Origin of the sequence: Azospirillum endophyticum (genome assembly GCF_016595245.1) — a bacterium.
Classification (GTDB): Bacteria; Pseudomonadota; Alphaproteobacteria; order Azospirillales; family Azospirillaceae; genus Azospirillum; species Azospirillum endophyticum.
Genome location: NZ_JAENHM010000025.1, coordinates 103,489 through 125,964, shown reverse-complemented (window position 1 = coordinate 125,964; position 22,476 = coordinate 103,489). Strand labels below are relative to the sequence as shown.

Here is a 22,476-nt window from a genome sequence, read left to right as displayed (position 1 = left end):
CGCACGACCGCTCAGCCAAGCGCGGTCAGCCCCACCTGTGCAGCGAGCGACCGGACCGTCGCCGAATCGGGCAGGTTGGGACCGAAGCAGCCGAGTTTGGCGGCGGCGAAGGCGACCGACAGCCGAGCGACGTCCTCCAGCCCGCCGTCCTGCTGGAAGGCGGCGATCAGCCCCGCCACCATTGCGTCGCCCGCCCCGACGGTGCTCAGCGCGTTGACCGGCGGCAGCCGGCCATGCAGCGCACGGGCGCCCTGCGAATCGCTGCCGACGAACAGCGCGCCCTCCGCGCCCAGCGACACGACCACCACCGACACGCCGCGCCGGTGCAGGCCGCGTGCCGCCTCCAGAAGATCGGCATCGGTCGGCAGCGGCCGGCCGGCCCAATCCTCCAGCTCGTGCCGGTTGGGCTTGATGCAGTGGGGCAGCGCGCCGGTGGAGGCCAGCGCCGCCGCCAGCGGCGCTCCGCTGCCGTCCAGCACGACCCGGGCGCCGGCATGCGTGAAGTCGGCGGTCAAGGTGGCATAGGCCTCGGCCGGCAGCCCCTCGGGCAGGCTGCCGGCCAGCAGGACCAAGGTGCCCGGTTCCATCAATCTCCGGACCGTCTCCTGCACCCGGCTCAGCGCGCCGGCATCGGCGTTGAGCCCCGGCAGGTTGATGTCCGTGGTGTCGTTGGCGGCGAGGTCGGCGATCTTGATGTTGACGCGCGTCTCGCCCGGCAGCCGCAGGAAGGCGTCGGCAATGCCCTTGGCCTGGAACAGCGCCTCGAAGGGTGCCGCGTTTCCGGCGCCGAGCAGGCCGGTGGCGACCACCGGCGTACCCCAGTCGGCAAGGCAGCTGGCGACGTTCACCCCCTTGCCGCCGGCATTGTGGCGCACCGCCTTGGCACGGTGGACGCTGCCCGGCTTCAGCGCCTCGACCGTGATGGTCTGGTCGATGGCGGGGTTCAGCGTGACGGTGATGACGGGCTTGGAAGCCGCGAGTTGGTCGCTCATGACGCACCGCCCTCCAAGGCGCGCACCTCGTCGGAGGAGTCGCAGTCGAGCGCGCGCTGGGCGAGCGCCCGCAGCCCGACGAGATCGCTGTCGCGCAGACGGTCCTTGACGCCGGGAATGTCGCGCGGCGTCATCGACAGCTCGCGTACGCCAAGGCCCGCCAGCAGGGCGGCGCCGAACGGGTCGCCGGCGATGCCGCCGCAGACGCCGACCCAGCGGCCGTGCTTTTCGGCCCCTTCCACCGTCAGGCGGATCAAGCGCAGCACCGACGGGTGCAGGCTGTCGGCCTCCGCCGCCAGTTCGGGGTGCTGGCGGTCGATGGCCAGCGCGTATTGCGTCAGGTCGTTGGTGCCGATGGAGAAGAAATCGACGTGGCGGGCCAGGACGTCGGCCTGGATGGCGGCGGCCGGCACCTCGACCATGATGCCGAGCGGCACCGCCGGGGCGTCCAACTCCGCCCGGATGCGGTCGCAGACGGCGCGCAGCGTCTCGATCTCGCGGAGCGTGGTGATCATCGGGAACATGATCAGCAATGCGCCCGGCTTGGCTTCCTTGGCGGCGCGGTAGAGGGCGCGCAGCTGCGGGTCCAACAGTTCGGGATGACGCAGCAGCAGCCGGGCGCCGCGCACGCCGAGGAACGGGTTCTCCTCATGCGGCAGCTGCAGGTGCGGCACCTGCTTGTCGCCGCCGATGTCGAGCGCCCGGACGATCAGCGGACGGCCGTCCAGCGCCTCCAGCATGGCGCGGTAGGTCTGGTACTGCTCCTCCTCGCTCGGCGCATCGCCGCGCTCCAGGAACAGGAACTCGGTCCGCATCAGCCCGACGCCCTCGCCACCCTGCGACAGGGCCATCGCCACCTGATCGGGACGGTTGACGTTGGCGCCGATCTCCACCGTATGGCCGTCGCGGGTGCGGGCGGGCAGGCTGCGCCGTTCCTCCTGCTGGGCCTTCTTGATGCGCTGCTCTTCGATCCAGCCATGGGCGGCGGCGAGGGCGGCGGCCGAGGGCTCCAGATATAGCCGGCCGGATTGGCCGTCGAGGATGGCGGTGGTGCCGTCGGCAAGCCCGGTCAGCGCCCCGCCACCCGCCACCATCGCCGGCAGGCCCAGCGTGCGCGCCAGGATCGCGGTGTGGGAAGTCGGGCCACCCTGCGCCGTCGCCAGACCGATCACCCGCCCCATGTCGAGCGCCGCGGTGTCGGATGGCGACAGGTCGTCGGCGACCAGGATGCAGGGCGTGTCCGGCAGGTCGCGGATCGAGCCGCCGCGCAGGTCCGGATCGATGCGGGTCAGCACCCGGCGGCCGACGTCGCGCAAATCGGCGGCGCGCCCGGCCAGCACCGGATTGGGGTTGGCGGCCAGCTTGGCGGCGCTGCGCTCCACCGCCTCGTTCCACGACCAGCCGGGCCCATGCCCCTCCACCATCAGCTGGCAGGCCAGCGTGATGACGTCGGTGTCGTTCAGAAGCTCCGCCTGCGCGTTGAAGATTCCCGCCTCGGCCGGCCCGAGGCGGCGGGCGGTGTCGTCGGCCAGAGCCTTCAGTTGTTGGCGGGTCAGGTTCAGCGCCTCGTGCAGGCGATTGCCGCCTTCCAGCAGCGGGACCGGGCGGTCGGGAACCGTCAAATCGGCCTTCGGCATCACATGGACCGGGCCGATGGCAAGGCCCGGGCTGGCGCCGATGCCGGCCAGCACCGGCATTTCGCGGCCCCTGTCCGCATCGCCGGCGGCCGGCGGGATCCAGCCCTGCACCACGGCCTTCGCCTTGCGTGCCGCGGCGGCGGCGTCCGCCTTCTCCCGCGCGCTCAGGCCGGTGATGGTCGCCCTCAGCCGGTTCAGCACCGCGCGCGCGTCGGGACCGTCGGCGGACACGGTGATGCGGTCACCGGGGCGCAGGCCGAGCTGCAGCAGCGCCACCAGCGTCTTGCCGTCGGCGGCCTCGCCGCCATGGCGGACACGGACCCGGCCGGATGCCGCACGGGCGGTCTCGACCCAGGCGGCGGCGGGACGGGCATGCAGGCCGGTCGGATAATCGACCACCCACTCGAAGCTTTCCGCGAGATCGCCGGCGTCGGACGCAGGCGTGGCCGGCGCGGCGGCCTCGTCCGACAAGGCGGCAACAAGATCGGCGGGATCGCCGGTGGTGAACAGGGCGTTCAGCCGCGCCTCGTCCTGCATCAGGCGGGTCAGCCGGCGCAGGATGGCGATGTGGGCATCGGACTGGGCGGCGATGGCGACCACCAGGCGGGCAGTCTGCCCCTCATTCCAGACCACGCCGTCCGGCACCTGCAGGATGGCGATGCCGTTGCGGCGGACGAGGTTGCGGTCGTCCACCATGCCGTGCGGGATGGCCACGCCGTGACCGAGGAAGGTGTTCGCCACGGACTCGCGCCGGATCATGCTGTCGGCATAGGCGGGATCGATGCAGCCCGCGGCGATCAGCAGCTGCGCCGCCTCGCGGATCGCCGCGTCCTTCCCGGCCGGGGCGGCGCCCAGGCGGATCAGATCGGGGGGAAGGCTCAAGGGGTGCGTGTCGGTGACCATGGCGACCGTCTCCTCCGCATGTTCTTGTCTACGCTCTTGAGCCAAGTGAAAACGATTACAGTTCGGCTGTCAACGCTTGTTGCGTTGCAACACAATGGATTTTCTGGATGAATGGCTTGTCAGACGATCGGAAATGGGCGATGGTTCGGAAAAGTCGTTGAAAACGTTTTCAGTTATCGCCCTGCCCTAGCCATCCGGGTTCGGCACCGCTAAGGTCGCCTCCCCCAGTCGGGGCATCCTCCACACGATCGGTCTGGACATGAGCCTTTCGGGAAAAGCCGCCGGCATCAAGGACGTGGCCCTGGCTGCCGGCGTGTCGGTCGCCACCGTGTCGCGCGTGCTGGGCAACGGACCGGTCAGCGAAGCGCTGCGCAAGCGGGTGGAGGACGCGGTGCGCGCCACCGGCTATCGCCCCAACCTGTCGGCGCGACGGCTGCGCTCGCAGCACTCGCAGACCATCGGGCTGGTGGTGTCGGACATCCGCAACCCCTTCTTCACCGCCGTCAGCCGCGCGGTGGAGGATGCGGCCTACCGCGCCGGCATGCGCGTCATCCTGTGCAACAGCGACGAGAATCCGGAACGCGAAGAGCTGTACCTGCGCCTGATGCAGGAGGAGCGGATCACCGGGCTGATCTTCGCCCCCACCCGGGCGACGCTGGACCGGCTGGACGGGCTGGATCTCGACTTTCCCGTCGTGCTGATCGACCGCAACGCCCCGGCCACCCGCCACGACGCCGTGGTCCTGGACAACCCGCGCGCCGCGGCGATGCTGGTGGAGCACCTCCATGCCCAGGGCTATCGCCGCATCGCCGGCCTGTTCGGCAATACCAGCACCACCGGCCAGGAGCGGCATGAGGGCTACCGCGCCGCGATGACGGCCCGCGGCCTCGTCCCGGCCGCCCGCTTCCTCGCCCCCCATGCCGACGCGGCGGAAGAGGCGGTGGTGGATTGGATGGCCGGGAGCGACCGGCCGGAAGCCTTCATCGTCAGCAACAGCCTGTTCCTGATGGGTGTGGTGAAGGCCGCCCGGCGGCTGAAACTGCCGATCCCCGACGGGCTGGCGGTCGCCGGATTCGACAACGAGCCCTGGACGGAACTGGTCGGCCCCGGGCTGACGGTGATCGAGCAGCCGGTGCAGGACATCGGCCAGTCGGCGATGACGCTGCTGTTCGAACGGCTGGAGGCGCCGGACCGCCCCAGCCGCCGCCTCGTCCTGGGCGGCACCTGCATCGTGCGCGGCTCGACCGCAGCGCGGATGGCAGAGGCCGGCTGAAAAGGCCGGTCGAAGGAGCCGGCTGACGATCCGACCGGGTTCGGGGCGCGCGACGGCGGGCCGCCCGGCCATGCTCGCCAGCCATCACTCAAGACCGTGTCGGCCGCAGCCTTTCCCGAACCGCGCCGAACGGTCAGGCGTTGCCGTCATCATCGAATGGGCAGCACGGCAACCGCCGCACCCAGGAGCGGGGCGCAACGGCGCCCCCACCTCCCCTCCCGTGCGCAGGCGCACCGGCAAGGGACTACCCCCGATGCCGGGAAATGGTCGTCGCCGATAATCGACGCCCGAAAGATACGCTAGGGCTTCCAGTTCTCACCAACGGACGTTCAAAGAAAAATACTCCCCTGGTGTGCGGGAAGAACAGTTCCGAAAGCGGCGTTGACCGTCGTCCAACACCCCACTACCGTTCAGTTTGCAATGCACAACAAAAATGCTCGTCACAGCCAATAACGGCGAATGCCGATGATTGTTCATTTTTCCGGTAGATTTAGGCGAGACAGAATAATGTTGATGAATTCAACAATTGTTCAGAGAAGAATGTAAGGCGACACCGTTCGCCCTGGATTGCATCCAAGCCTGCAATCGGACCGGGAAGCGGAATCCGGAGGATACGCGGTGCGCACACTTCATGGGCATCAACGGGGATGAAGGCACGATGCTGAAAGGTCTGGCCGGACTGAAGGCGGCGGCCGCAAAGCCGAACAGCTTCGCACGCCATGGCGTGGCGACTGTGCTCGTCACTGCCGCCACGATGGCGTTGGGGCTGCTGACGGGAATCCTCGTCGCCCGCAGCATCGGCCCGGAAGGGCGCGGGGCGCTGACCTCGGTCCTGACCACCGTGCAGATGCTGGGCTGGCTGTTCGCCATGGGCTGCGGCAAGGCGGTCACCTACACGCTGTCGCGGGATCATTCCGCGGGCGGGCGGCTGCTGAGCACCTGGACGCTGATCCTGCTGCCGCTGGCGGGACTGGCGATCGGCACCGGCTATCTGCTGCTGCCGCTGCTGCTGGCCGCGCAGCCGCCCGAGACGCTGGAACTGGCGCGGCTCTACCTTCCGATGATCGCCATGGCCCTGCTGTCGGAATTGATGCTGGGACTGATCCTGGGCGACCAGGACTTCCGCAGCTTCAACGCGCTGAACTTCCTGCAGCCGGCCGGCGTCGCCGTGGTCTATGTGGCCCTGTGGGCCGCCGGACGTTTCACGGTGGAGGCCGCCGTCATCGTGCAGGCGGCGATGAGCACGCTGGTGCTGGCGGCGGCGACGGCTCTGCTGATCCGCCGCCACGGCCTCGCCCGACCCGACCCGGCGCTCGGCCGGAAGAGCCTGTGGTACGCCTTGCGCACGCACGGCGACGTGGTGGGCGGCGTCATCACCCAGCGGCTGGACCTGCTGATCATTCCGGCCGTCCTCTCGGCCAAGCAGGTCGGGCTCTATGCCCTGGCGACCAGCCTGTCCTGGCTGATCGTCAGCCTGTCCAGCGCGCTCGCCACCGTGGTGATGCCCGCCGCCACCCGCCGGGGCCGGTCGGGACGAGAGCTGGTGCTGAACAGCCTGCAGGCGACCTTCGCCATCGGCGGCCTGCTCGGCGGCGGGCTGTTCGTCTTCGCAGACATCGCCATCTCGCTGGTCTATGGCCCGTCCTTCGCCGACAGCGCGCTTCCGCTGCGGCTTCTGCTGCCGGGGGCCGTGCTCTACGCCGCCGCGGCCATCCTGCTGAACGGGCTGTATGCCGAAAACCGGCCCTTCACCGCCACCCTGGCCAACCTGCTGGGCATGGCGGTCACGCTGGGCGGCCTGATCCTTTTCCTGAACAGCGGCGGGATCCTGGCTGCGGCCATCGTCTCGACGGTCGCCTACACACTGGTGTTCGCCGCCGCCGCAACGCTCTACCGCCACGCGACCGGCCTGCCCTGGCGCGTCTTCCTGCCCGATCCGGCGCTGCTCGCGGCCTTGCCGCGGCGCCTGCTCACCAAGCCGTCTCCGGTGGCCGCCGCTCCGGCCAACCCCGCAGGCAAATGACTGAACCCACGGGTATTGCCCCACAGCAATCGAGGGATCCGCAATGCGACTGTCGCTCTTGACGCCCGAATACCCACCCGGCGAAAAGCTCGGCGGTATCGCCACGCACACCCACACGATGGCCCGCGCCCTGGTGCGGCTGGGACATGCCGTGCAGGTGGTCACCCCGTGGAAAGCCGGCGGCCGACCGGCCGGAATCACCATCGAGGACGGGGTAACGGTGCAGCGCGTCGATCCGGGTCCGCGCCTGCACGCCGTGCTGGACCGGTTCCGGACCAACCGCCGGCTGGCCGATGCCGCGCGCTCCTTCCATCCCGACGTGGTGCATGCGGCCGAGTTCGACGCCGATGCCTGGTGGCTGACCCACTTCGGCAGCATTCCCGTGGTGACGCGGCTGGCGACCCCGACCGGGCTGGTGATGGACACCAACATGCAGCCCTGGGTGCCGCACACCCATCTGCTGAACGCGCTGGAGCGCGACCAGACCAGGCGAAGCGCGGCGATCTACGCCTCGACCCGCGCCATCGCCCGGCGGGTGGCCGATTACTGGCGCATCCCGCCGGAGATGATCCAGGTCATCCCCAACAGCATCGACCTCGCCGCGGTCGCGGCGAACCGGACGGCGGAACCGCCGATCGGGCTGCCGGGGCGCTTCATCGCCTTCTTCGGCCGGCTGGAGGGACGCAAGGGCATCGCCACCCTGGGCCGCGCCATTCCCGGCGTCCTGGCGGCCAACCCCGACCTGCACCTGTTGATGATCGGCGGCGAGGATCCCGCGAGCGCCGCCATCATCGACCAGTTCCGGCGCGACGTGGCACCGGTGGCCGACCGCGTCCATTTCACCGGCGCCCTGCCGCGCAACGATGCGCTGGCCGTGGTGGCAAGGGCGGAGATGGCGGTCGTGCCATCCCTGTGGGAAAGCTTCGGCTTCGTGGTGGTGGAGGCGATGGCGCTCGGCGTTCCGGTGGTCGCCAGCGACTGCGGCGGCTTTCCGGAGATCATCGAGCATGGCCGCACCGGCTGGCTGGTCCCGCCGGGAGAGGCCGAGCCGCTGCGCGACATGCTGATCGCCCGGCTGGCCGACCGCGACGGGCTGAAGGCCGCCGCCGCGGCCGGGCTGGAGCATGCGAAGACCTTCGACGTCGACCTCGTCGCCGCCCGGGTCGCGACCCTGCTGGAGAATGCCAGGGCGGAGCGCTCGCAGGCCGCCGGATCCGGCATCTACAACAACGGCTACCGCCGCCATTTCCGCCCCGACCACCCGACCACGCCCTTCTACCGCATCTATGACGAGAAGCGTCGCGCCGTGGCGGCGGAGCTGGAACGGCTGCCGCGGATGCGCATCCTCGACGTCGGCGGCGGGTATGGCCGCATCACCGGCCCCTTCGCCGGCCAACACGATGTGACGCTGGTCGACATCTCTCACGAGATGCTGGCCGAGGCGAAGGAGCGTTTCCCGGCCCTCACCGTCCGGCAGGCCGACGCCCGAAAGCTGCCCTTCCCGGACGACAGCTTCGACCTCGTCATCGCCATGGACCTGCTCTGCCACCTGCCGGATCTGGAGGCCGGGGTGCGCGAGCTGCAGCGGGTGGTCAAGCCCGGCGGCCGGATCGTCTGCGACACCACCAACGCCAACCCGCTGTGGGTGGTCGCCTATCCCGGCTACTACCGCTGGCGGCCCGACCGGCTGCTGGCGACCATGCGCTGCCATGGCGTCCTGCCGGAATGGAAGGCGCTGGTCCGTCATCACTGGGCGCCGGAAATGCGCAAGGCCATCGCCGCCACCGGCCTGACCCTGCAGAAAACCGATCATTTCGGGCCGCCGGGGGTGGCGAAATGGCATCTGTGGTGGTGTCGGCGCGGCGGCAAGGGCTCGGAGGGACACGCATCGTGACCAAGCCGCCCCTGCTCCTCTTCCTCGCCCATGGCGGCGACCCGCACCGCGTCGCCATCGCTCCGGTTCTTGCCGCCGCTGCCGAACGCGCCGGCTGGACCTTCGACCTCTACTATGACGGGCGGCGCAGCGGCCGGCATTTCGGCGGCTGGGAGGACGGCAACCGCACCGAGGCGACCGGCACCGGCAGCCTGATGGCCGGCGGCCGGCACCTGGACCATGCGCTGTGGCTGACCACCCGTTACCGCGTGGTGGCGCTGGGCGACCCGGCCTCACCGCTGTGGCCGGTGGTGGAGGCCGGCGGCGACTGCGCCCTGCGCAGCGCCGACCCGGCCGCCATCTTCGAGGCCGCCTTCCGCCTGCTGGGCCAGCCGATCCCCGACCGGGTCGCGGTGCTCGACATGGCGCCGCAGACCCCGCTCGGCATCGTCGCGGCCCCGTTCCTCTACCCGCAGCTGATGGCGGAGCCGTGCCTCGGCATCGATGTCGGCGCGGATGCCGGGCTGCGGCAACGGCTGGAGGCGCTGGGCTGCGTGCACTTCACCGGCCACTGCGTCGACCCGGTGCGCGCCCGCGGCTTTCCCGGCGGGCTCGACGCCGTCGATGGCAAGGTGGCAGGGGAAAGCTACGCCAGCTTCAGCGTCGGCCTCGCCCGCCGCCATGCCGGCTGGGGCCGCGGCACCCTGCTGGGTGATCCCGATCTGATCGCCGCACAGCTGCCGCTGGCGTCGGCAAAGCGCCTGCTGCCGCTCTACGGCCGGCCGCAGACCGATGTGATCGAGCGCGCCGCCGATCTGATCCGGGCCGGGGCCGACCCGGTCTATGGGCGGCAGTTCGACGACCACGACTTCTTCGCCCTGGGCCGCCTGGGTCGCGGGCTGCAGATCGTCGACCCGGATCCGCCCTTCGCCAGCACGGCGGCGATCCCGCTGCGCATCCCGGATCCGCCGCGCCCCTTCACCGGCTACGAGCCCGACGACGCCACCCTGCGCCGCTGGGCGGCGGAGGGACGGGTGCTGACCACGCTGGTTCTGTGGTCCGGCATGATCCGCGAACTGCACTGCATCCCCCGCATCCTCGATCTGGTTGCCGCCACCGGCCTGCGCTGCGGGCTGGTGGTCACCGTCGACAGCCTGACCCAGTCCAGCCCCGCCGACCTCGCGCTGCTGTCGGTGCCGGAGGAACGCGGCGGCGTCCTGGGCCGGGTGGAACTCCTGCTGGGCAGCACCGGCCGCGGCGTCTGCGCCGAAGGCGAGATGCCGGACGGCGAACTCCACCGCCTGCTGGCCGGCGCCCGTGCGGAAATGGCGACGATGCTGCCGCCCGGGCTGATGCCGCGCGGCTGGTGGCCGCTGGTCGACTCCCCCCTCGTGCCGGGCCGGACGCCGCGCCTGCATTGGGACGAGGGGCGGCCGGTCCTGCGCATCTCGCCCCGGCCGCGCCCGTCGGAGTCTCCGACAGCCAGCGTCGAGGCGGCACCGGAGGGCACGGTCCGCAAGGCGCCGCCGCAGGCAAGCGGCCCGGCGATGGACGCCCGGCGCCTGATCGGCAACGCGCTGCGCCGCTACCGGCTCGACCGCTTCTACGAGGCATGGCGGCCTTACGACCGTGCCCGCCCAGGTCCGTTGCGGCCCGAGGTCGCCGCCGCCGTCCACTCCGCCGGCTTCGACTATATGTGGACCAAAGCGGGATTCGGCGCCGCCGAGGCGGTGGTGACCGACACGGGTTTCGTGGCGCTCCCCTTCACCGCCGGCGATTGGGACGGCTGGTCGCCCTTCTACACCATCCGCAACACCGCGCAGGTCCGGGCGGCCGAACGCCGCCTGACGCGCGGCGGCCGGCCGGGGTGGCTGGCGTCCAACATCGATTCCATCCTGTGGATGCTGCCAGGGGAAGTGCTGGAGAAGGGACGGGCGCTGTTCCAGGTCGCCCAACTCGTCGCCGGCGGCGGCGGAACCGGAACGCTGGTCAACGTCACGCCGAACACCGTCGCCCGCTATGCCCGCATCCTGGAGGAGGCGAAGGCGGAACGAGGCGCGTCCCTGCCCTCCGGCCTGTCGCCAACGCCATCCCAGGGTCTACCGCCGGGCCTGCCGCCCGAAATCCGCGGGACGTCCGCGCCGGACACGTCCTGTGCGCCCCGCCGCCACACCCGTGATCCGGCCGAGGTCGGCTGAGCCATCAGACGGCCCGCCGGGGCGATCCCGGGACCGCAAGGGCCGCATTGCTAATCCGAGCACCGTTCGCCCTGCACTGTTCGTCGAGAGGAAGGAGTTCAGCCCATGGACGCACCGGAACACCGATTGCCGCCGGGCTCGGCCGGTTTCCCCGCCGGCTTCGTGGCGCCGCCGGTCGGAACGGGCGCCGACAAGGTCAACATCGGCCGGCTGGCCCAGACGCTGTGGCGTCAGAAATGGCTGATCCTGGGGCTCACCCTGGTGCTGTGGCTGCCGGCGGTGCTCCTGATCAACGCGATGACCCCGCTCTACAGCGCCTTCACGGTCGTGGTGATCGACCCGCATTCGAACCGGGTCATCAACATCCCCTCCGTGTCGGAACCGATGGGTGTCTTCCTCGACACCGTCAACACCGAGGTCGAAATCCTGCGGTCCCGCGACCTCTCCCGCCGCGTCGTCGAGACGCTGAATCTCGGGCAGGAACCGGAATATGCGGCCGTCGTCGACAAGCCCGGCCTCCTGACCCCGGTGCTGGAGGAAGGCCGCGCCTTGCTGATGGACGCGACCGCCGCACTACCGGAGCCGCTGTCCGCCATGCTGACCCCGCCGCCACGCCCGGCCGCCCCGACCGGGAATACGGAGGAGATGGAAACGGCCCGCCTGATCTCCGCCTTCCAGAAAAACCTGCGCATCATCCCGGGCGTGCAGTCGCGCGCGATCCGCATCACGGTCGAGGCCAAGGATCCGCAGCTGGCCGCCCGTGCCGCCAACGCAGTCGCGGACGCCTACCTCGCTCTCCAGGTGGAGGCGAAGCGCAAGGCGACCCAGAACGCCAGCGAGTGGCTGCAGAGCCGGCTGGACGAACTGCGCCAGGACATGACCACCACCGGACGGGCGGCGGTGGAGGCGATGCGGTCCGAAAGCGGCATGGTGAAGGGCCGCGACGCCCCGCTGGTGAACGAGGAGATGTCGGCGCTGAACGCCCAGCTGGCGGAAGCACGGACCGCCCACGCCAACGCACAGGCCCGGCTGCGCCAGCTGCAGTCGGTGCAGCCGGGCAATCCCGAATCGCTGACCGGCACCGACATCGGCGGCGATCCGCTGATCACCGGCCTGCGTCAGCGCCAGACGGCGCTGAGCGCCCAGCTCGCGGAATTGCGCGCGCAATATGGGGATCGTCACCCGGCATTGGCCCGGCCCACCGCGGAACTGCGCGAACTCAACGCCGCCCTCGCCACCGAGGTGGATCGCGTGGTCCGCAGCCTGCGGGGCGAGGTGGAGCAGCAGGTCGCCAAGATCCAGAACCTCTCCCGCCGCTTGGAGACCCTGCGCACGGAATCCTTCGACAACCTGCAGGCCGACGTGCGGCTGCGCGAGTTGCAGCGGCAGGCCGACGCATCCGACGACAATTACCGCCGCGCCGTCACCCGCCTCAAGGAAACCCAGGTGCTCCAGGCGCTGGAGATGACGCCCGACGTGCGCATCGTGTCGGCCGCCGCCGTTCCGGTCGGACCGGTGGGACCGGGCAAGACGGTGCTGGCCGGATTGGCCGCGATCCTCTGCGGCGCCATCGCGACCGGCATCGCGCTGGTGCGGACCAGCGGGCAACGCGGCGTCTACAGCTCCCATCAGGTGGAGGCGGTCCTGGGCCTGCCGGCGGTCGGCATCGTGCCGATGCTGGGCCGAGGCCGGCGCTCCGCCGGAGCGGACGACGACCGCTATTCCAACACCGGCGGCGGCGATTTTGCCGAGGCGGTCTGGCGGCTCTGCGCCCGGCTGCATCTGGTCCGCAACGGGGCGGAGCCGGCCACCGCCAAGGGCGGCGAGGTGGTGATGCTGACCTCCTCCGTCGCCGGCGAGGGCAAGACGACGCTGGCGGTGGCGCTGTCCGCCTTCCTGGCCGACACCGGCCGCCGGGTCGTGATCGTCGACTGCGACACCCGGCGCCCCACCGTGCACCGGCTTCTGGGCGGCAATCGTCCGCCCAAGGGATTGACCGACCTGCTGGAAGGCGACGCGACCCTGGATCAGGTGGTGCAGGTCGACGACCGGCGCCGCGTGGCGGTGATCGCCGCCGGCCGGACGGTCGACCGTCCGCAGATCCTGCTCGGCTCGAAGGCCATGCTGTCGCTGCTGGTGGAGCTCGCCGAACGCTACGACGTCATCGTCCTCGACACGCCGCCGGTGCTGTCGGTGTCGGACGCGCTGATCCTGGCGCCCTTGGCCGACCGTGTCCTCTACGTCGTGCGCTGGGCGCGCACCGCCTCCAGCCTCGCCAGCGCCGGGATCAAGCAGGTGCGCCAGGTGGGCGGACGGATCGGCGGCGCCGTGCTGTCGATGGTCAATGCCCGCGAACACGCGAACCTCGAATACGGCACCCGCCCACCCAGCGGCCGCTCCTACCGCCTGCGCCGCATCGGCTGAGAGATGCCGCGGCGATGCGGGCGGTCGGTGATGACGAAAGCCTGTCCCTTCCGGGAGGACCCACCATGAAAGTCGCGATCGTCCATTACTGGCTCGTCGGGATGCGCGGGGGAGAGAAGGTCATCGAAGCCCTGTGCGAGCTGTATCCGGAAGCCGACATCTTCACCCATGTCTATCGGCCGGAACGCATCTCCCCCGTCATCCGCAGCCATCGGGTCACCACCACCTTCATCGACAGGTTGCCGATGGCCCACCGGATGTACCAGAAATACCTGCCGCTGATGCCGCTGGCGCTGGAGCAGCTCGACCTCAGCGCCTACGACCTCGTCATCAGCAGCGAATCCGGACCGGCCAAGGGCGTGCTGACGCGGCCCGACGCGCTGCATGTCTGCTACTGCCACACGCCGATGCGCTATGTCTGGAGCGGCTATCACGATTACCTGTCCTCGGCCGGGCCGATGATACGGCCGCTGATGCCCTATGCGATCCACCGGCTGCGGCAATGGGATCTGGCGACGGCGGCACGGGTCGACCGCTTCATCGCCAATTCCCACACGGTGGCCCAGCGCATCTGGCGGGTCTATCGCCGTGACGCGACCGTCATCCACCCGCCTGTCGAAACGAAGCGCTTCGCCACCGTCGAAGCTCCGGATGATGGGGGCGGAAGCGGCCATTACCTGTTCGTCAGCCAACTGGTCGCCTACAAGCGCGCCGACATCGCGATCGAGGCCTTCAACCGCATGGGCCGCAAGCTGGTCGTCGTCGGCGAGGGGGAGGAGTTCCGGCGGCTGAAGCAGATGGCCGGGCCGACGGTGGAACTGGTCGGCCATTGTTCCCCGGCCGAACTGGACCGCCATTATGCCGCCTGCCGGGCGCTGGTCTTCACCGCCAACGAGGATTTCGGCATCGTCCCGGTGGAAGCGATGGCCGCCGGGCGGCCGGTGATCGCGCTGAACCGCGGCGGCGCGACCGAAACGGTGCGGGACGGCCTGTCCGGCCTGTTCTTCGACCATCAGACGCCGGAAGCGCTGATCGACGCGGTCGAACGCTTCGAGGCGCAGGAACAGCGCTTCAACCCCGCCGCCATCAGGACCCACGCCGCCCGCTTCGACCGCGACGTGTTCAAGCTGCGCCTGCGCGAGACCATCGACAGCTGGATGAACGGCGAGGAAGCCTCCCTGCTTCCGGAGAGGTCCGCTGCGATCGGCAGCCGCGGACGGGAGCTGGCCCCGGCATGAGCCACAACGAGAGCCCGTCCCCCATGATTCGTCCGCCCATGGCCCGGCCATCCTCCCTGGTGCCGGTCGATCCGAGCACGGACGAGCGGCTCGGCGTCACCGTGGTCGTGCCGACCTACCGCCGGCCGGACCAGCTCGCCGGCTGTCTGGACGGGCTGGTCCGGCAGACCCTGGCACCGGTCCAGGTGATCGTCACCGTGCGCGACACCGATCCGGACTCCGCCGAGGTCGCCCGCCGTTACGATCCGGCCCTGCCGATCCAGGTCGTCGGCATCGATGCGCCGGGTCAGGTCGCGGCCATCAACCGCGGCCTGGACCATGCCCGCGGCGATGTCGTCGCCATCACCGACGACGATGCCGTTCCCCATCCCGACTGGGTCGAGCGGATCGAGGCTTGGTATCGCACCGATCCCCGGATCGGCGGCGTCGGCGGCCGCGACCATGTCTATCACGACGGCGTGCCGGAAACCGGAGCGGCGCCGATCGTCGGCCGGCTGCAATGGTTCGGCCGGGTCATCGGCAACCACCATCTGGGGGTCGGCCCGGCACAGGACGTGGACGTGCTGAAAGGCGCCAACTGGAGCTTCCGCCGCGCCGCGATCGCCGGAGACCGATTGAACACGCGGCTGCGCGGCAGCGGCGCCCAGGTCCGCAACGAGGTGGATTTCTGCCTGCGCCTGTCCCGCAAGGGCTGGCGGCTGGTTTATGACCCGCTGGTCGCGGTCGATCACTTCCCGGCCGTCCGCTTCGACATCGACCAGCGCGGCGCCGGCCATTTCCACCCGCTGGCGCAGGAGAACGCCGCCTTCAACGACACGCTGGCCCTGATGGCTCATTTCGGTCCGGCCAATCGTGCCGTTTTCGCCGCCTGGGCCGCGCTGGTGGGAACCTGCGAGTTTCCCGGACTGGCGCAATGGGGGCGGCTGAGACTGCGCGGCGACCGGCATGCCGGAGCGAAACTGCGGGCGACGCTGCGCGGCCGGCTGGCGGGACTGCGCGACTGGCGGGAGACACCGGCATGACCGCCGCCACCGCCGACATCGAGCGGAGTCATCACGGCGCGGGCCAGGGCGCAGGTCAGAGCGGGGGCCAGGGCGCGAGCGGCCTGCCGTCCTTGGACAGGCTGGCGGCGCCGGTCTTCTGGTTCCTGGTGGCGATGCCGGTGCTGATGGGCAAGGCAGGCCTGCTGGAGATCATCTTCCCGATCGGCGCCCTGACCGTCGGCGCGCTGCTGGTGACGCGCGACCCGGCCCGCTTCGCCGCCTTCACATGGTGGCTGTGGTTCCTGACGCCGGAGGTGCGGCGGCTGGTCGATTACCAGTCCGGCTGGAGCGTCATCAGCCCGATCATGGTGACGCCCTACATCGTCGGCGCCATGAGCTGGCTGGTGATCGCGCAATACCTGCCGATGCTGCGCTACCGTGCCTATTTCGGCTTCGTGCCCGTGATGCTGGGAATCTCCTACGCCTATGTCAACGGCATCACCCAGGCCGGCATGGCGGCGGCGACCTTCGCGCTGCTGAACTGGCTGGTGCCGGTGACGCTGGGGCTCTACGTCGCCCTGCACTGGCCGCTCTACCCGCAGATGCGCGACGCCGTGCTGCGCGCCTTCGTCCCGGGGCTGGCGCTGGTCGGCGGCTATGGCCTGATCCAGTATTTCATCATGCCGGCCTGGGACGCGCGCTGGCTGATCAATGTCGGCATGACCAACCAGGGCCTGCCGCTGCCGATGCAGGTGCGGGTGTTCAGCACGTTGAACTCGTCCGGCCCGCTGGCCTTCCTGCTGGTCACGGGGCTGGCCCTGCTGCCCGCGGCGCGCGGTGTCCTGGTCCCGGTCGCCGGGGCGCTGGCGCTGGGGTCGCTGCTGCTCAGCCTGGTCCGTGCCGCCTGGCTGGCCGGGTTGTTCACCTTCGCATGGCTGATGCTGACCATGCCCGGTCGCAACCGGATGCGGCTGATCGCCGTCGGCATCGCCCTCGTCCTGTGCTCCCTGCCGCTGCTGAGCGTGCCGAGGGTCAACGAGGCCATCACCTCGCGCTTCGACACGCTGAATTCGATGGAGAGCGACCGCAGCTATCAGGACCGGCAGGAGTTCTACGTCACCTTCCTGTTCTACGCGCTGACCGAGGTGCGCGGCGCCGGGCTCGGCACCATCGACACCGCGACCAAGCTGACCAACGAGGACGGACAGCTGGGCCTCATGGCCTATTTCGACAGCGGCATCCTGCGCGTGCCCTATGAGCTGGGCTGGCCCGGTGCGTTCGGCTATGTCGCGGGCCTGATCGCGCTGACGGCCGGCATGCTGCGCCGCGGCGGCGCACCGCCCGACCCCTTCGCCAGCTGCGCCGAGACGGCGGCCCTGACGATGCTCGGCTGCATGGTGTTCGAACACACGCTGGTGAAGGTCACCGGCGTCGGCTTCTGGTTCTTCCTGGGCATGGCCATCGCCGCCAAGAACCACGGACTTGCAAGCCGGCGCTACAGCCCGCCACCCGCGAGCCCCGGCCAATTCCAGGAGGACAAGCGATGGACGGAGGCCTGATCCCGCCCGCCGCACTGCCTGGGGAGATGCGGGAAGCCAGCGCGCTTCAGCTCGGGCTCGGCTGGTTCCCGGAAACCCATGGCGGGGCGGAGAACATGTTCTACCATCTCGCGCGTTATCTGCCGCAACAGGGCATCGCGTTTTCCGGGCTGGTGCTGGGCACCGTTTCGGAGACGCTGGACAACGGGGCGCGCATCGCCAGCTTCGCGCCGCCGACCGCCTCGCTGCCGCGCCGGCTGACGGCGGCCCGCAGCGCCATCGCCGAGGCATTGCGCCGGCAGGCGCCCGACCTGGTCGCCGCGCATTTCGCGCTGACCATCGTGGGCGCCCTTCCCACCCTGCGCAACCGTCCGATGGTCGTCCATTTCCACGGCCCCTGGGCGTTGGAAAGTGCGGCGGAGGGAGCGGGTCCGCTGGCGGTGCGGCTGAAATTCATGGTGGAACGGCTGGTCTATCACCGGGCCACCCGCTTCGTCGTGCTGTCGCAATCTTTCGCCACCATCCTGGCCGAGCGCTACGGCGTCCCGCCGGAGCGCATCCATCGGGTGCCGGGCGGGGTCGATGCCGACCGCTACGACCTTGCGGACAGCCGGCATCAGGCGCGCGCCCGCCTCGGCTGGCCGCAAGGCCGTCCCGTCGTGCTGACGGTGCGCCGGCTGGTGAAACGCATGGGGCTGACCGCACTGGTGGATTCCATGGTGGAGCTGTGCCGCCAGGTGCCGGACGTCCTGCTGATGGTCGCCGGACGCGGACCGGAGGCCGAGGCGCTTCAAAACCGCATCGGCGCCCTGGGGCTCGAGGATCATGTGCGCCTGCTGGGCTTCGTTCCCGACGCACATCTGCCGCTCGCCTACCGGGCCGCCGACCTCTGCGTGATGCCGTCCCAGGCATTGGAGGGCTTCGGCCTGACCGCGCTGGAAGCGCTGGCGGCCGGCACGCCGGTGATGGTCACCCCCGTCGGCGGCCTGCCGGAGGTGGTGGAGGGGCTGGACGGTGATCTCGTGCTGGCCGGGACCGACGCGCAATCCCTCGGCATCGGCCTCGCGGAGGCGCTGACCGGCGCTCGCCGGATGCCGAGCGCCGATGCCTGCCGGGCTCTGGTTCGCGACCGCTTCGACTGGCCGGTCATCGCCGCCCGCACCGCCACCGTCTATCGCGGCGCCCTGCAATGAGCCCCCTTCCATGAGCACCGTCGTCATCCTCTGCGACCATGCCCATCCCAGCGGCGGTCTGGCGAAGGTCGCCATCGCCAGCGCGGTCGGCCTGGCCCGGCGCGGCCACCGGGTCCAGTTCTTCGCCGCCGTGCCGCCCATCGACCCCAGCCTGTCGGCGGCGGGAATCACCGTCCACTGCCTGGAGCAGAGCGACCTGAAGGGCAACGCCGACCGCATGCAGGCGGCGCTGCGCGGCATCTGGAACCGCGAGGCGGCGCGCGCGCTGGAACGCCTGCTCGGGAACTGCCCGGCCAACGATACGGTGGTCCATATCCATGGCTGGGCCAAGGCGCTGTCGCCCAGCATCTTCGCGGTCTGCCGGAAGTCCGGCCTGCCGGTGCTGCTGACCCTGCACGACTATTTCCCGCTCTGCCCCAACGGCGCCTTCTTCGTCTTTCCCGAAGGAGTCAACTGTCCGCACAAGGCGCTGTCCGCCGGCTGCCTCGCCACCGACTGCGATGCCCGCGCCCGGCACCACAAATGGTGGCGGGCGGCCCGGCATGCGGCGGGGGCGCTGGCCGGCGGCTTCACCGGAGGCATGGCGCTGGCAACGCTCAGCGATCGCCAGCGCGCGGTGATCGCCCCCCATCTGGCATCCGGCACCGTCACCCTGCCCATCCCCAACCCGGTGGAGGTCGAGGATCATGGCCCTGCCCCGGTTGCCGGCAACCGCCATATGCTGTTCGTCGGCCGCCTGTCGCGAGAAAAGGGAGCCGCCCTGCTGGCCGAGGCGGCGGCCCTGGCCGGCTGGCCGGTGCGTTTCGTCGGCGACGGCGACGAGATGGCGGCGGTCCGCAGATCGAACCCGGATGCCGAACTTGCCGGCTGGTTGCCGCCGGAAGCCGTGCTGACGGAGGTGCGGCGGGCGCGGGCGCTGGTGGTTCCATCGCTCTGGTACGAGACCTTCGGCCTCGCTGCCTATGAAGCGCTGGCGAACGGTGTCCCGGTGATCGTCAGCGACAATTGTGCGGCGGCGGAGGCGGTGCTGCCGGGCGAGACCGGCCTCCTGTTCCGCAGTGGCGACGTCACCGATCTCGCCCGCTGCCTCGGGCTGATGTCCCACGATGCCGAGGTGGAGCGGATGGGCCGCCGGGCCTATGAGCGATACTGGCGCGCGCCCTTCACGCTGGACCGCCACCTCGACCGGGTGGAGAAGGTCTATCGCACGGCACTCGGCGGCGGGATCGGCGCCCTGGCCGGGCTGGACCATCCGATGCCGGCTTGCGCACCGTGAGCGGCGGGCCCGGATGCCGCATCGGCAGGCGTGCGCTGCTGGTGGCGGGCTTCGCCCTGGCGGCAACCGCAAGGGCCGCGGCCGCAGGAGCTGCTCAGGACAAGGCCTTGCGTCCAAGTCCCGACCCGCCGGCGCGGCCCGGCCCGGCCCTGTCGATCCGGGACCGCGGCGCCGTCGGCGACGGGCGCAGCCATCCGCTGTCGGAGCGGTACAAAAATCTGGAGTCGGCGCGGCGTGTCCATCCGCATGTCCGCTCCCTGGACCAGGAATGCGATTGGGCGGCGCTGCAGGGGGCCGTCCTGGAGCTGTCGCGCACCGGCCAGGGCGGGACGGTGCTGGTGCCGCCCGGCCATTACCGCCTGGACGGCGAGATCGTCCTGCCCAACCTCGACCGCTACGACGATGCCTTCAACGAGGTCGAGATCGTCGGCGCCGGCATGCGCGCCTCGCTGCTGTCCTGGCCGGAGGATCCGGGGCCCGGCCGCTTCGCCATCCGGGCCGGCAGCCGGCAGGCCGGGCGCGACGACAATGACGGCTATCAGCGCAGCCGCATCGCCCATCTCAGCCTGCGCGGCCCGAAGCCCGGCAACCGGCCGGGCGAACCGCCGCCGGGCATGGGCGGGATCGCCCTGACCTCCCGCTTCCTGCTGGAGCGGGTCGGGGTGTATGGCTTCCGGACCGGGGTGGACGTGTGGCGCGACCATTCCTCGCTGATCTCCTGCCAGCTCACCAAGAACCACATCGGCGCCTACTGGTCGGCAGGGACCGACAGCTTCGGCGACCATCTGTTCCTCGACACCGACCTTGCCGGCAACACGCTGGCCTCCATCGCCGTGGCGCCGGAGAACGGCATCGACCATTCCAGCTTCATCTCCTGCCATTTCGGCTTCTCGCCCTACGCCATCCTGGCGGAGGACGGACCGCAGAAGCGGACCTTCCTGTCCAACAACAAGTTCCTGGACTGCGCCTTCGAAGCCTGCGGCAACGGCTGGATCCAGGGGCCGATGGCGGAGATGTACGGCAATGTGCTGATCGGCTGCAGCGGGTCGTTGCTTCCCGATTACCGCCTGCCGAAACGGCCGGTCACCGGACTGCTCGTGGTGCGGTCGCTGGAGCGCAACCAGTTCACCGGCGGCAGCGCCAGCTTCGGCGACGGCACCAACGACCGCGCCGCCGACCTCGAGACCGCCGCGATCGTCGCCGGATCCGCTGTCGGCAACCGGTTCGACGACGCGGAGCGGCTGATCCGCCTCGGCCGCGACGGCCTCGCCCCGGCGCTCGCCATTTCCGGCACCTGCCGTGCCAACCGGTTCGAGGCGCTGGACTGCTCCGGCGAATTTCGCAAGGCCGGTGCCGGCGGCGTCGATGCCGGCAATCTGGTGCAGCGCGATTACGACCGCGTGCGCCGGCTGGAGCCCGACCGTCCGGCCGACGGCGTCGCCCTGACCTCCGCGCCGGCCGGCGGCATCGTCCCCGTCGCCACCGCCGGCACGGTGCCGGTCGGCAAGACGCGGCCCGCCATCCGCATGGGAACCGTCCTGCGCCCCGGCAGCGGAACCTCCCAGCGGGTCGATCCTTCCGCAGGGCCGGGCGCGCCGGTCGGCGTCGCCGTCACGGACGCACCGGCGGGAAGCGACAGCGTGTTGATGGACTTGCGGCTGGAACTGCGGTGACGGCGGCCGCTGCGACGATGGCCGGTCAGGGCGCCGATCCAGCCAACAGCCGCCGCCCTGCGACCGACTGACCTGAGGGTCCCGGCTCCTCCAGCAGATCGGCATAGCGCCCGGCCGTCACCGACCAGTCCCGGCGCTCGGCGATGCGGCGGCCGGCGTCGCCCATGCGGCGGCGGAGCGACGGGTCGGCGGCAAGACGGCGCATCGCCTGCACGATCTCCTCATGCGCGTCTGGGTCGTCCAGCAGGATGGCGGCTCCGTCCTCCAGCAGCCGGCCGGCCCCGGCCAGCCGCGTGGTGATGACCGGCAGGCCGCTGGCCGCCGCCTCCAGCAGGACGAGGCCGAAGGGTTCGTAGCGGGTCGGAAAGACGAACAGGTCGGCCGCCCGCATCAGCGCCGCCACGTCGCGCCGATGACCGAGGAAACGGACCCGCTCCTCCACCCCCAGCGACTGCGCCATCGCCGGAAACGGACCTCCCCGCTCGTCGCCGGCCACGGCCAGCCTCAGATCCGGCACCTCGGCCAACGCACGCAGCACGCCGTCCAGATTCTTGCGGTCGCTGCGGGCATCGCCGACGAACAATGCCACCGGGCGATCCGGCGGCAGGCCGAACAGCGCCGGATCGGGCGTGCCGGGGCGGAACTCGCCGATGTCGACGCCGTTGTCGATCACCCGCAGCCGGTGGGGCTCGATGCCGTCCCGGCGCAGCTCTTCCGCCACCGTGCGGGACACCGCCACCAGCCGGCCGGCACGACGGAAGCTCCAGCGCTCGAAGCCGACATTCAGCAGCGTGTAGAGCGCGCGGTAGATCGACAGCGGCGAAACTCCCTTGCGGATCGGATGGGTAGGCGATCGCATCCAGGCCGAATGGACGAAATGCACGGCATTCACGTCCGACCGCGCCCAGCTGACGAAGCCGTTCACCACCACCCGGTCGATCCCGGCTTGCCTCTCCAGCGCCAAGGCCCGGCTCGCCCGCCAAGCGAACAGCTGGTCCTTCGCCAATTGCGTCGGCATGCCGCCGCCATCCACCTGCACCCAGCGCAGGCGGGGATGACGCGCCAGGTCCTCCGCCAGGTCCGACGCGATGGCGACGACCTCGTGTCCGCGGTGCAGCAGTTCATCGACCACGACCGCGTTCACGCGCCCTTGCCCGTCATGGCGGACGATCTTCTGCGTGACGACGGCAATACGCAGGGACGGGGGGCGCATGGGAAGATCTCCTGCCCGGCATGATCGGCGGTATCGGTG

14 protein-coding genes are annotated in these 22,476 nt (G+C 70.6%); 11 read left to right on the top strand and 3 right to left on the bottom strand.

Translation table 11 applies throughout. The annotated features are described in order from the left end of the window. Positions 1–11: 11 nt before the first annotated feature. Together pfkB and ptsP are read right to left on the bottom strand one after the other, a co-directional pair. A complete protein-coding gene (gene pfkB, locus JHL17_RS07680; protein ID WP_200191705.1) occupies positions 12–992 on the bottom strand; it encodes a 1-phosphofructokinase in 981 nt (326 codons plus the stop codon). After that, positions 989–3,532 (bottom strand): phosphoenolpyruvate--protein phosphotransferase, encoded by a 2,544-nt coding sequence (ptsP, locus tag JHL17_RS07675; RefSeq protein ID WP_200191703.1) that lies wholly within the window; start codon positions 3,530–3,532, stop codon positions 989–991. The genes pfkB and ptsP overlap by 4 nt, the downstream gene beginning before the upstream one ends. Positions 3,533–3,791: 259 nt before the next feature. Between ptsP and JHL17_RS07670 the strand changes: the two genes are divergently transcribed. From JHL17_RS07670 to JHL17_RS07620, 11 genes are all read left to right on the top strand, one after another. Then, on the top strand, positions 3,792–4,805 hold the full coding sequence (locus tag JHL17_RS07670) for a LacI family DNA-binding transcriptional regulator (RefSeq protein WP_200191702.1): 1,014 nt from the start codon (positions 3,792–3,794) through the stop codon (positions 4,803–4,805). A gap of 658 nt (positions 4,806–5,463) precedes the next feature. After that, positions 5,464–6,828 carry a lipopolysaccharide biosynthesis protein gene (locus tag JHL17_RS07665; protein WP_200191701.1) on the top strand — a complete coding sequence of 455 codons (1,365 nt, stop codon included), beginning with the start codon at positions 5,464–5,466 and terminating at the stop codon, positions 6,826–6,828. Positions 6,829–6,871: 43 nt separating this feature from the next. Next, on the top strand, positions 6,872–8,722 hold the full coding sequence (locus JHL17_RS07660; RefSeq protein WP_200191699.1) for a glycosyltransferase: 1,851 nt from the start codon (positions 6,872–6,874) through the stop codon (positions 8,720–8,722). Beyond that, complete coding sequence (locus JHL17_RS07655) at positions 8,719–10,899, top strand: hypothetical protein (RefSeq protein WP_200191697.1); 2,181 nt, start codon at positions 8,719–8,721, stop codon at positions 10,897–10,899. Before JHL17_RS07660 ends, JHL17_RS07655 begins: the two co-directional genes overlap by 4 nt. Before the next feature lie 105 nt (positions 10,900–11,004). Then, positions 11,005–13,323 (top strand): GumC family protein, encoded by a 2,319-nt coding sequence (locus tag JHL17_RS07650; protein WP_200191695.1) that lies wholly within the window; start codon positions 11,005–11,007, stop codon positions 13,321–13,323. A 65-nt stretch (positions 13,324–13,388) separates the two neighbouring features. Further along, complete coding sequence (locus tag JHL17_RS07645) at positions 13,389–14,561, top strand: glycosyltransferase (RefSeq protein WP_200191693.1); 1,173 nt, start codon at positions 13,389–13,391, stop codon at positions 14,559–14,561. Between the two features lie 23 nt (positions 14,562–14,584). Further along, complete coding sequence (locus tag JHL17_RS07640) at positions 14,585–15,583, top strand: glycosyltransferase family 2 protein (RefSeq protein WP_200191692.1); 999 nt, start codon at positions 14,585–14,587, stop codon at positions 15,581–15,583. Beyond that, positions 15,580–17,103, top strand: coding sequence for an O-antigen ligase family protein (locus tag JHL17_RS07635; protein ID WP_247893381.1), 1,524 nt, complete (start codon positions 15,580–15,582; stop codon positions 17,101–17,103). The genes JHL17_RS07640 and JHL17_RS07635 overlap by 4 nt, the downstream gene beginning before the upstream one ends. Then, positions 17,088–18,275, top strand: a complete 1,188-nt coding sequence (locus JHL17_RS07630) for a glycosyltransferase family 4 protein (RefSeq protein WP_247893380.1) — start codon at positions 17,088–17,090, stop codon at positions 18,273–18,275. The genes JHL17_RS07635 and JHL17_RS07630 overlap by 16 nt, the downstream gene beginning before the upstream one ends. A 10-nt stretch (positions 18,276–18,285) precedes the next feature. Then, entirely contained in the window at positions 18,286–19,551 is a 1,266-nt protein-coding gene (locus tag JHL17_RS07625) for a glycosyltransferase family 4 protein (protein ID WP_200191689.1), read from the top strand. After that, a complete protein-coding gene (locus JHL17_RS07620) occupies positions 19,548–21,224 on the top strand; it encodes a capsid cement protein (protein WP_200191687.1) in 1,677 nt (558 codons plus the stop codon). Before JHL17_RS07625 ends, JHL17_RS07620 begins: the two co-directional genes overlap by 4 nt. A gap of 25 nt (positions 21,225–21,249) precedes the next feature. Here the strand turns inward: JHL17_RS07620 and JHL17_RS07615 are convergent, their stop codons facing one another. Continuing rightward, on the bottom strand, positions 21,250–22,437 hold the full coding sequence (locus JHL17_RS07615; RefSeq protein ID WP_200191685.1) for a glycosyltransferase family 4 protein: 1,188 nt from the start codon (positions 22,435–22,437) through the stop codon (positions 21,250–21,252). Positions 22,438–22,476 lie beyond the last annotated feature (39 nt).

Bases quoted from the DNA above. Each gene is read 5' to 3' on its own strand.
- JHL17_RS07630 (WP_247893380.1), top strand. From the start codon at position 17,088: ATGGACGGAGGCCTGATCCCGCCCGCCGCACTGCCTGGGGAGATGCGG.
- JHL17_RS07660 (WP_200191699.1), top strand. From the start codon at position 6,872: ATGCGACTGTCGCTCTTGACGCCCGAATACCCACCCGGCGAAAAGCTC.
- ptsP (WP_200191703.1), bottom strand. From the start codon at position 3,532: ATGGTCACCGACACGCACCCCTTGAGCCTTCCCCCCGATCTGATCCGC.
- JHL17_RS07635 (WP_247893381.1), top strand. From the start codon at position 15,580: ATGACCGCCGCCACCGCCGACATCGAGCGGAGTCATCACGGCGCGGGC.
- JHL17_RS07665 (WP_200191701.1), top strand. From the start codon at position 5,464: ATGCTGAAAGGTCTGGCCGGACTGAAGGCGGCGGCCGCAAAGCCGAAC.
- JHL17_RS07640 (WP_200191692.1), top strand. From the start codon at position 14,585: ATGATTCGTCCGCCCATGGCCCGGCCATCCTCCCTGGTGCCGGTCGAT.
- JHL17_RS07650 (WP_200191695.1), top strand. From the start codon at position 11,005: ATGGACGCACCGGAACACCGATTGCCGCCGGGCTCGGCCGGTTTCCCC.
- JHL17_RS07670 (WP_200191702.1), top strand. From the start codon at position 3,792: ATGAGCCTTTCGGGAAAAGCCGCCGGCATCAAGGACGTGGCCCTGGCT.
- JHL17_RS07615 (WP_200191685.1), bottom strand. From the start codon at position 22,437: ATGCGCCCCCCGTCCCTGCGTATTGCCGTCGTCACGCAGAAGATCGTC.
- pfkB (WP_200191705.1), bottom strand. From the start codon at position 992: ATGAGCGACCAACTCGCGGCTTCCAAGCCCGTCATCACCGTCACGCTG.
- JHL17_RS07645 (WP_200191693.1), top strand. From the start codon at position 13,389: ATGAAAGTCGCGATCGTCCATTACTGGCTCGTCGGGATGCGCGGGGGA.
- JHL17_RS07625 (WP_200191689.1), top strand. From the start codon at position 18,286: ATGAGCACCGTCGTCATCCTCTGCGACCATGCCCATCCCAGCGGCGGT.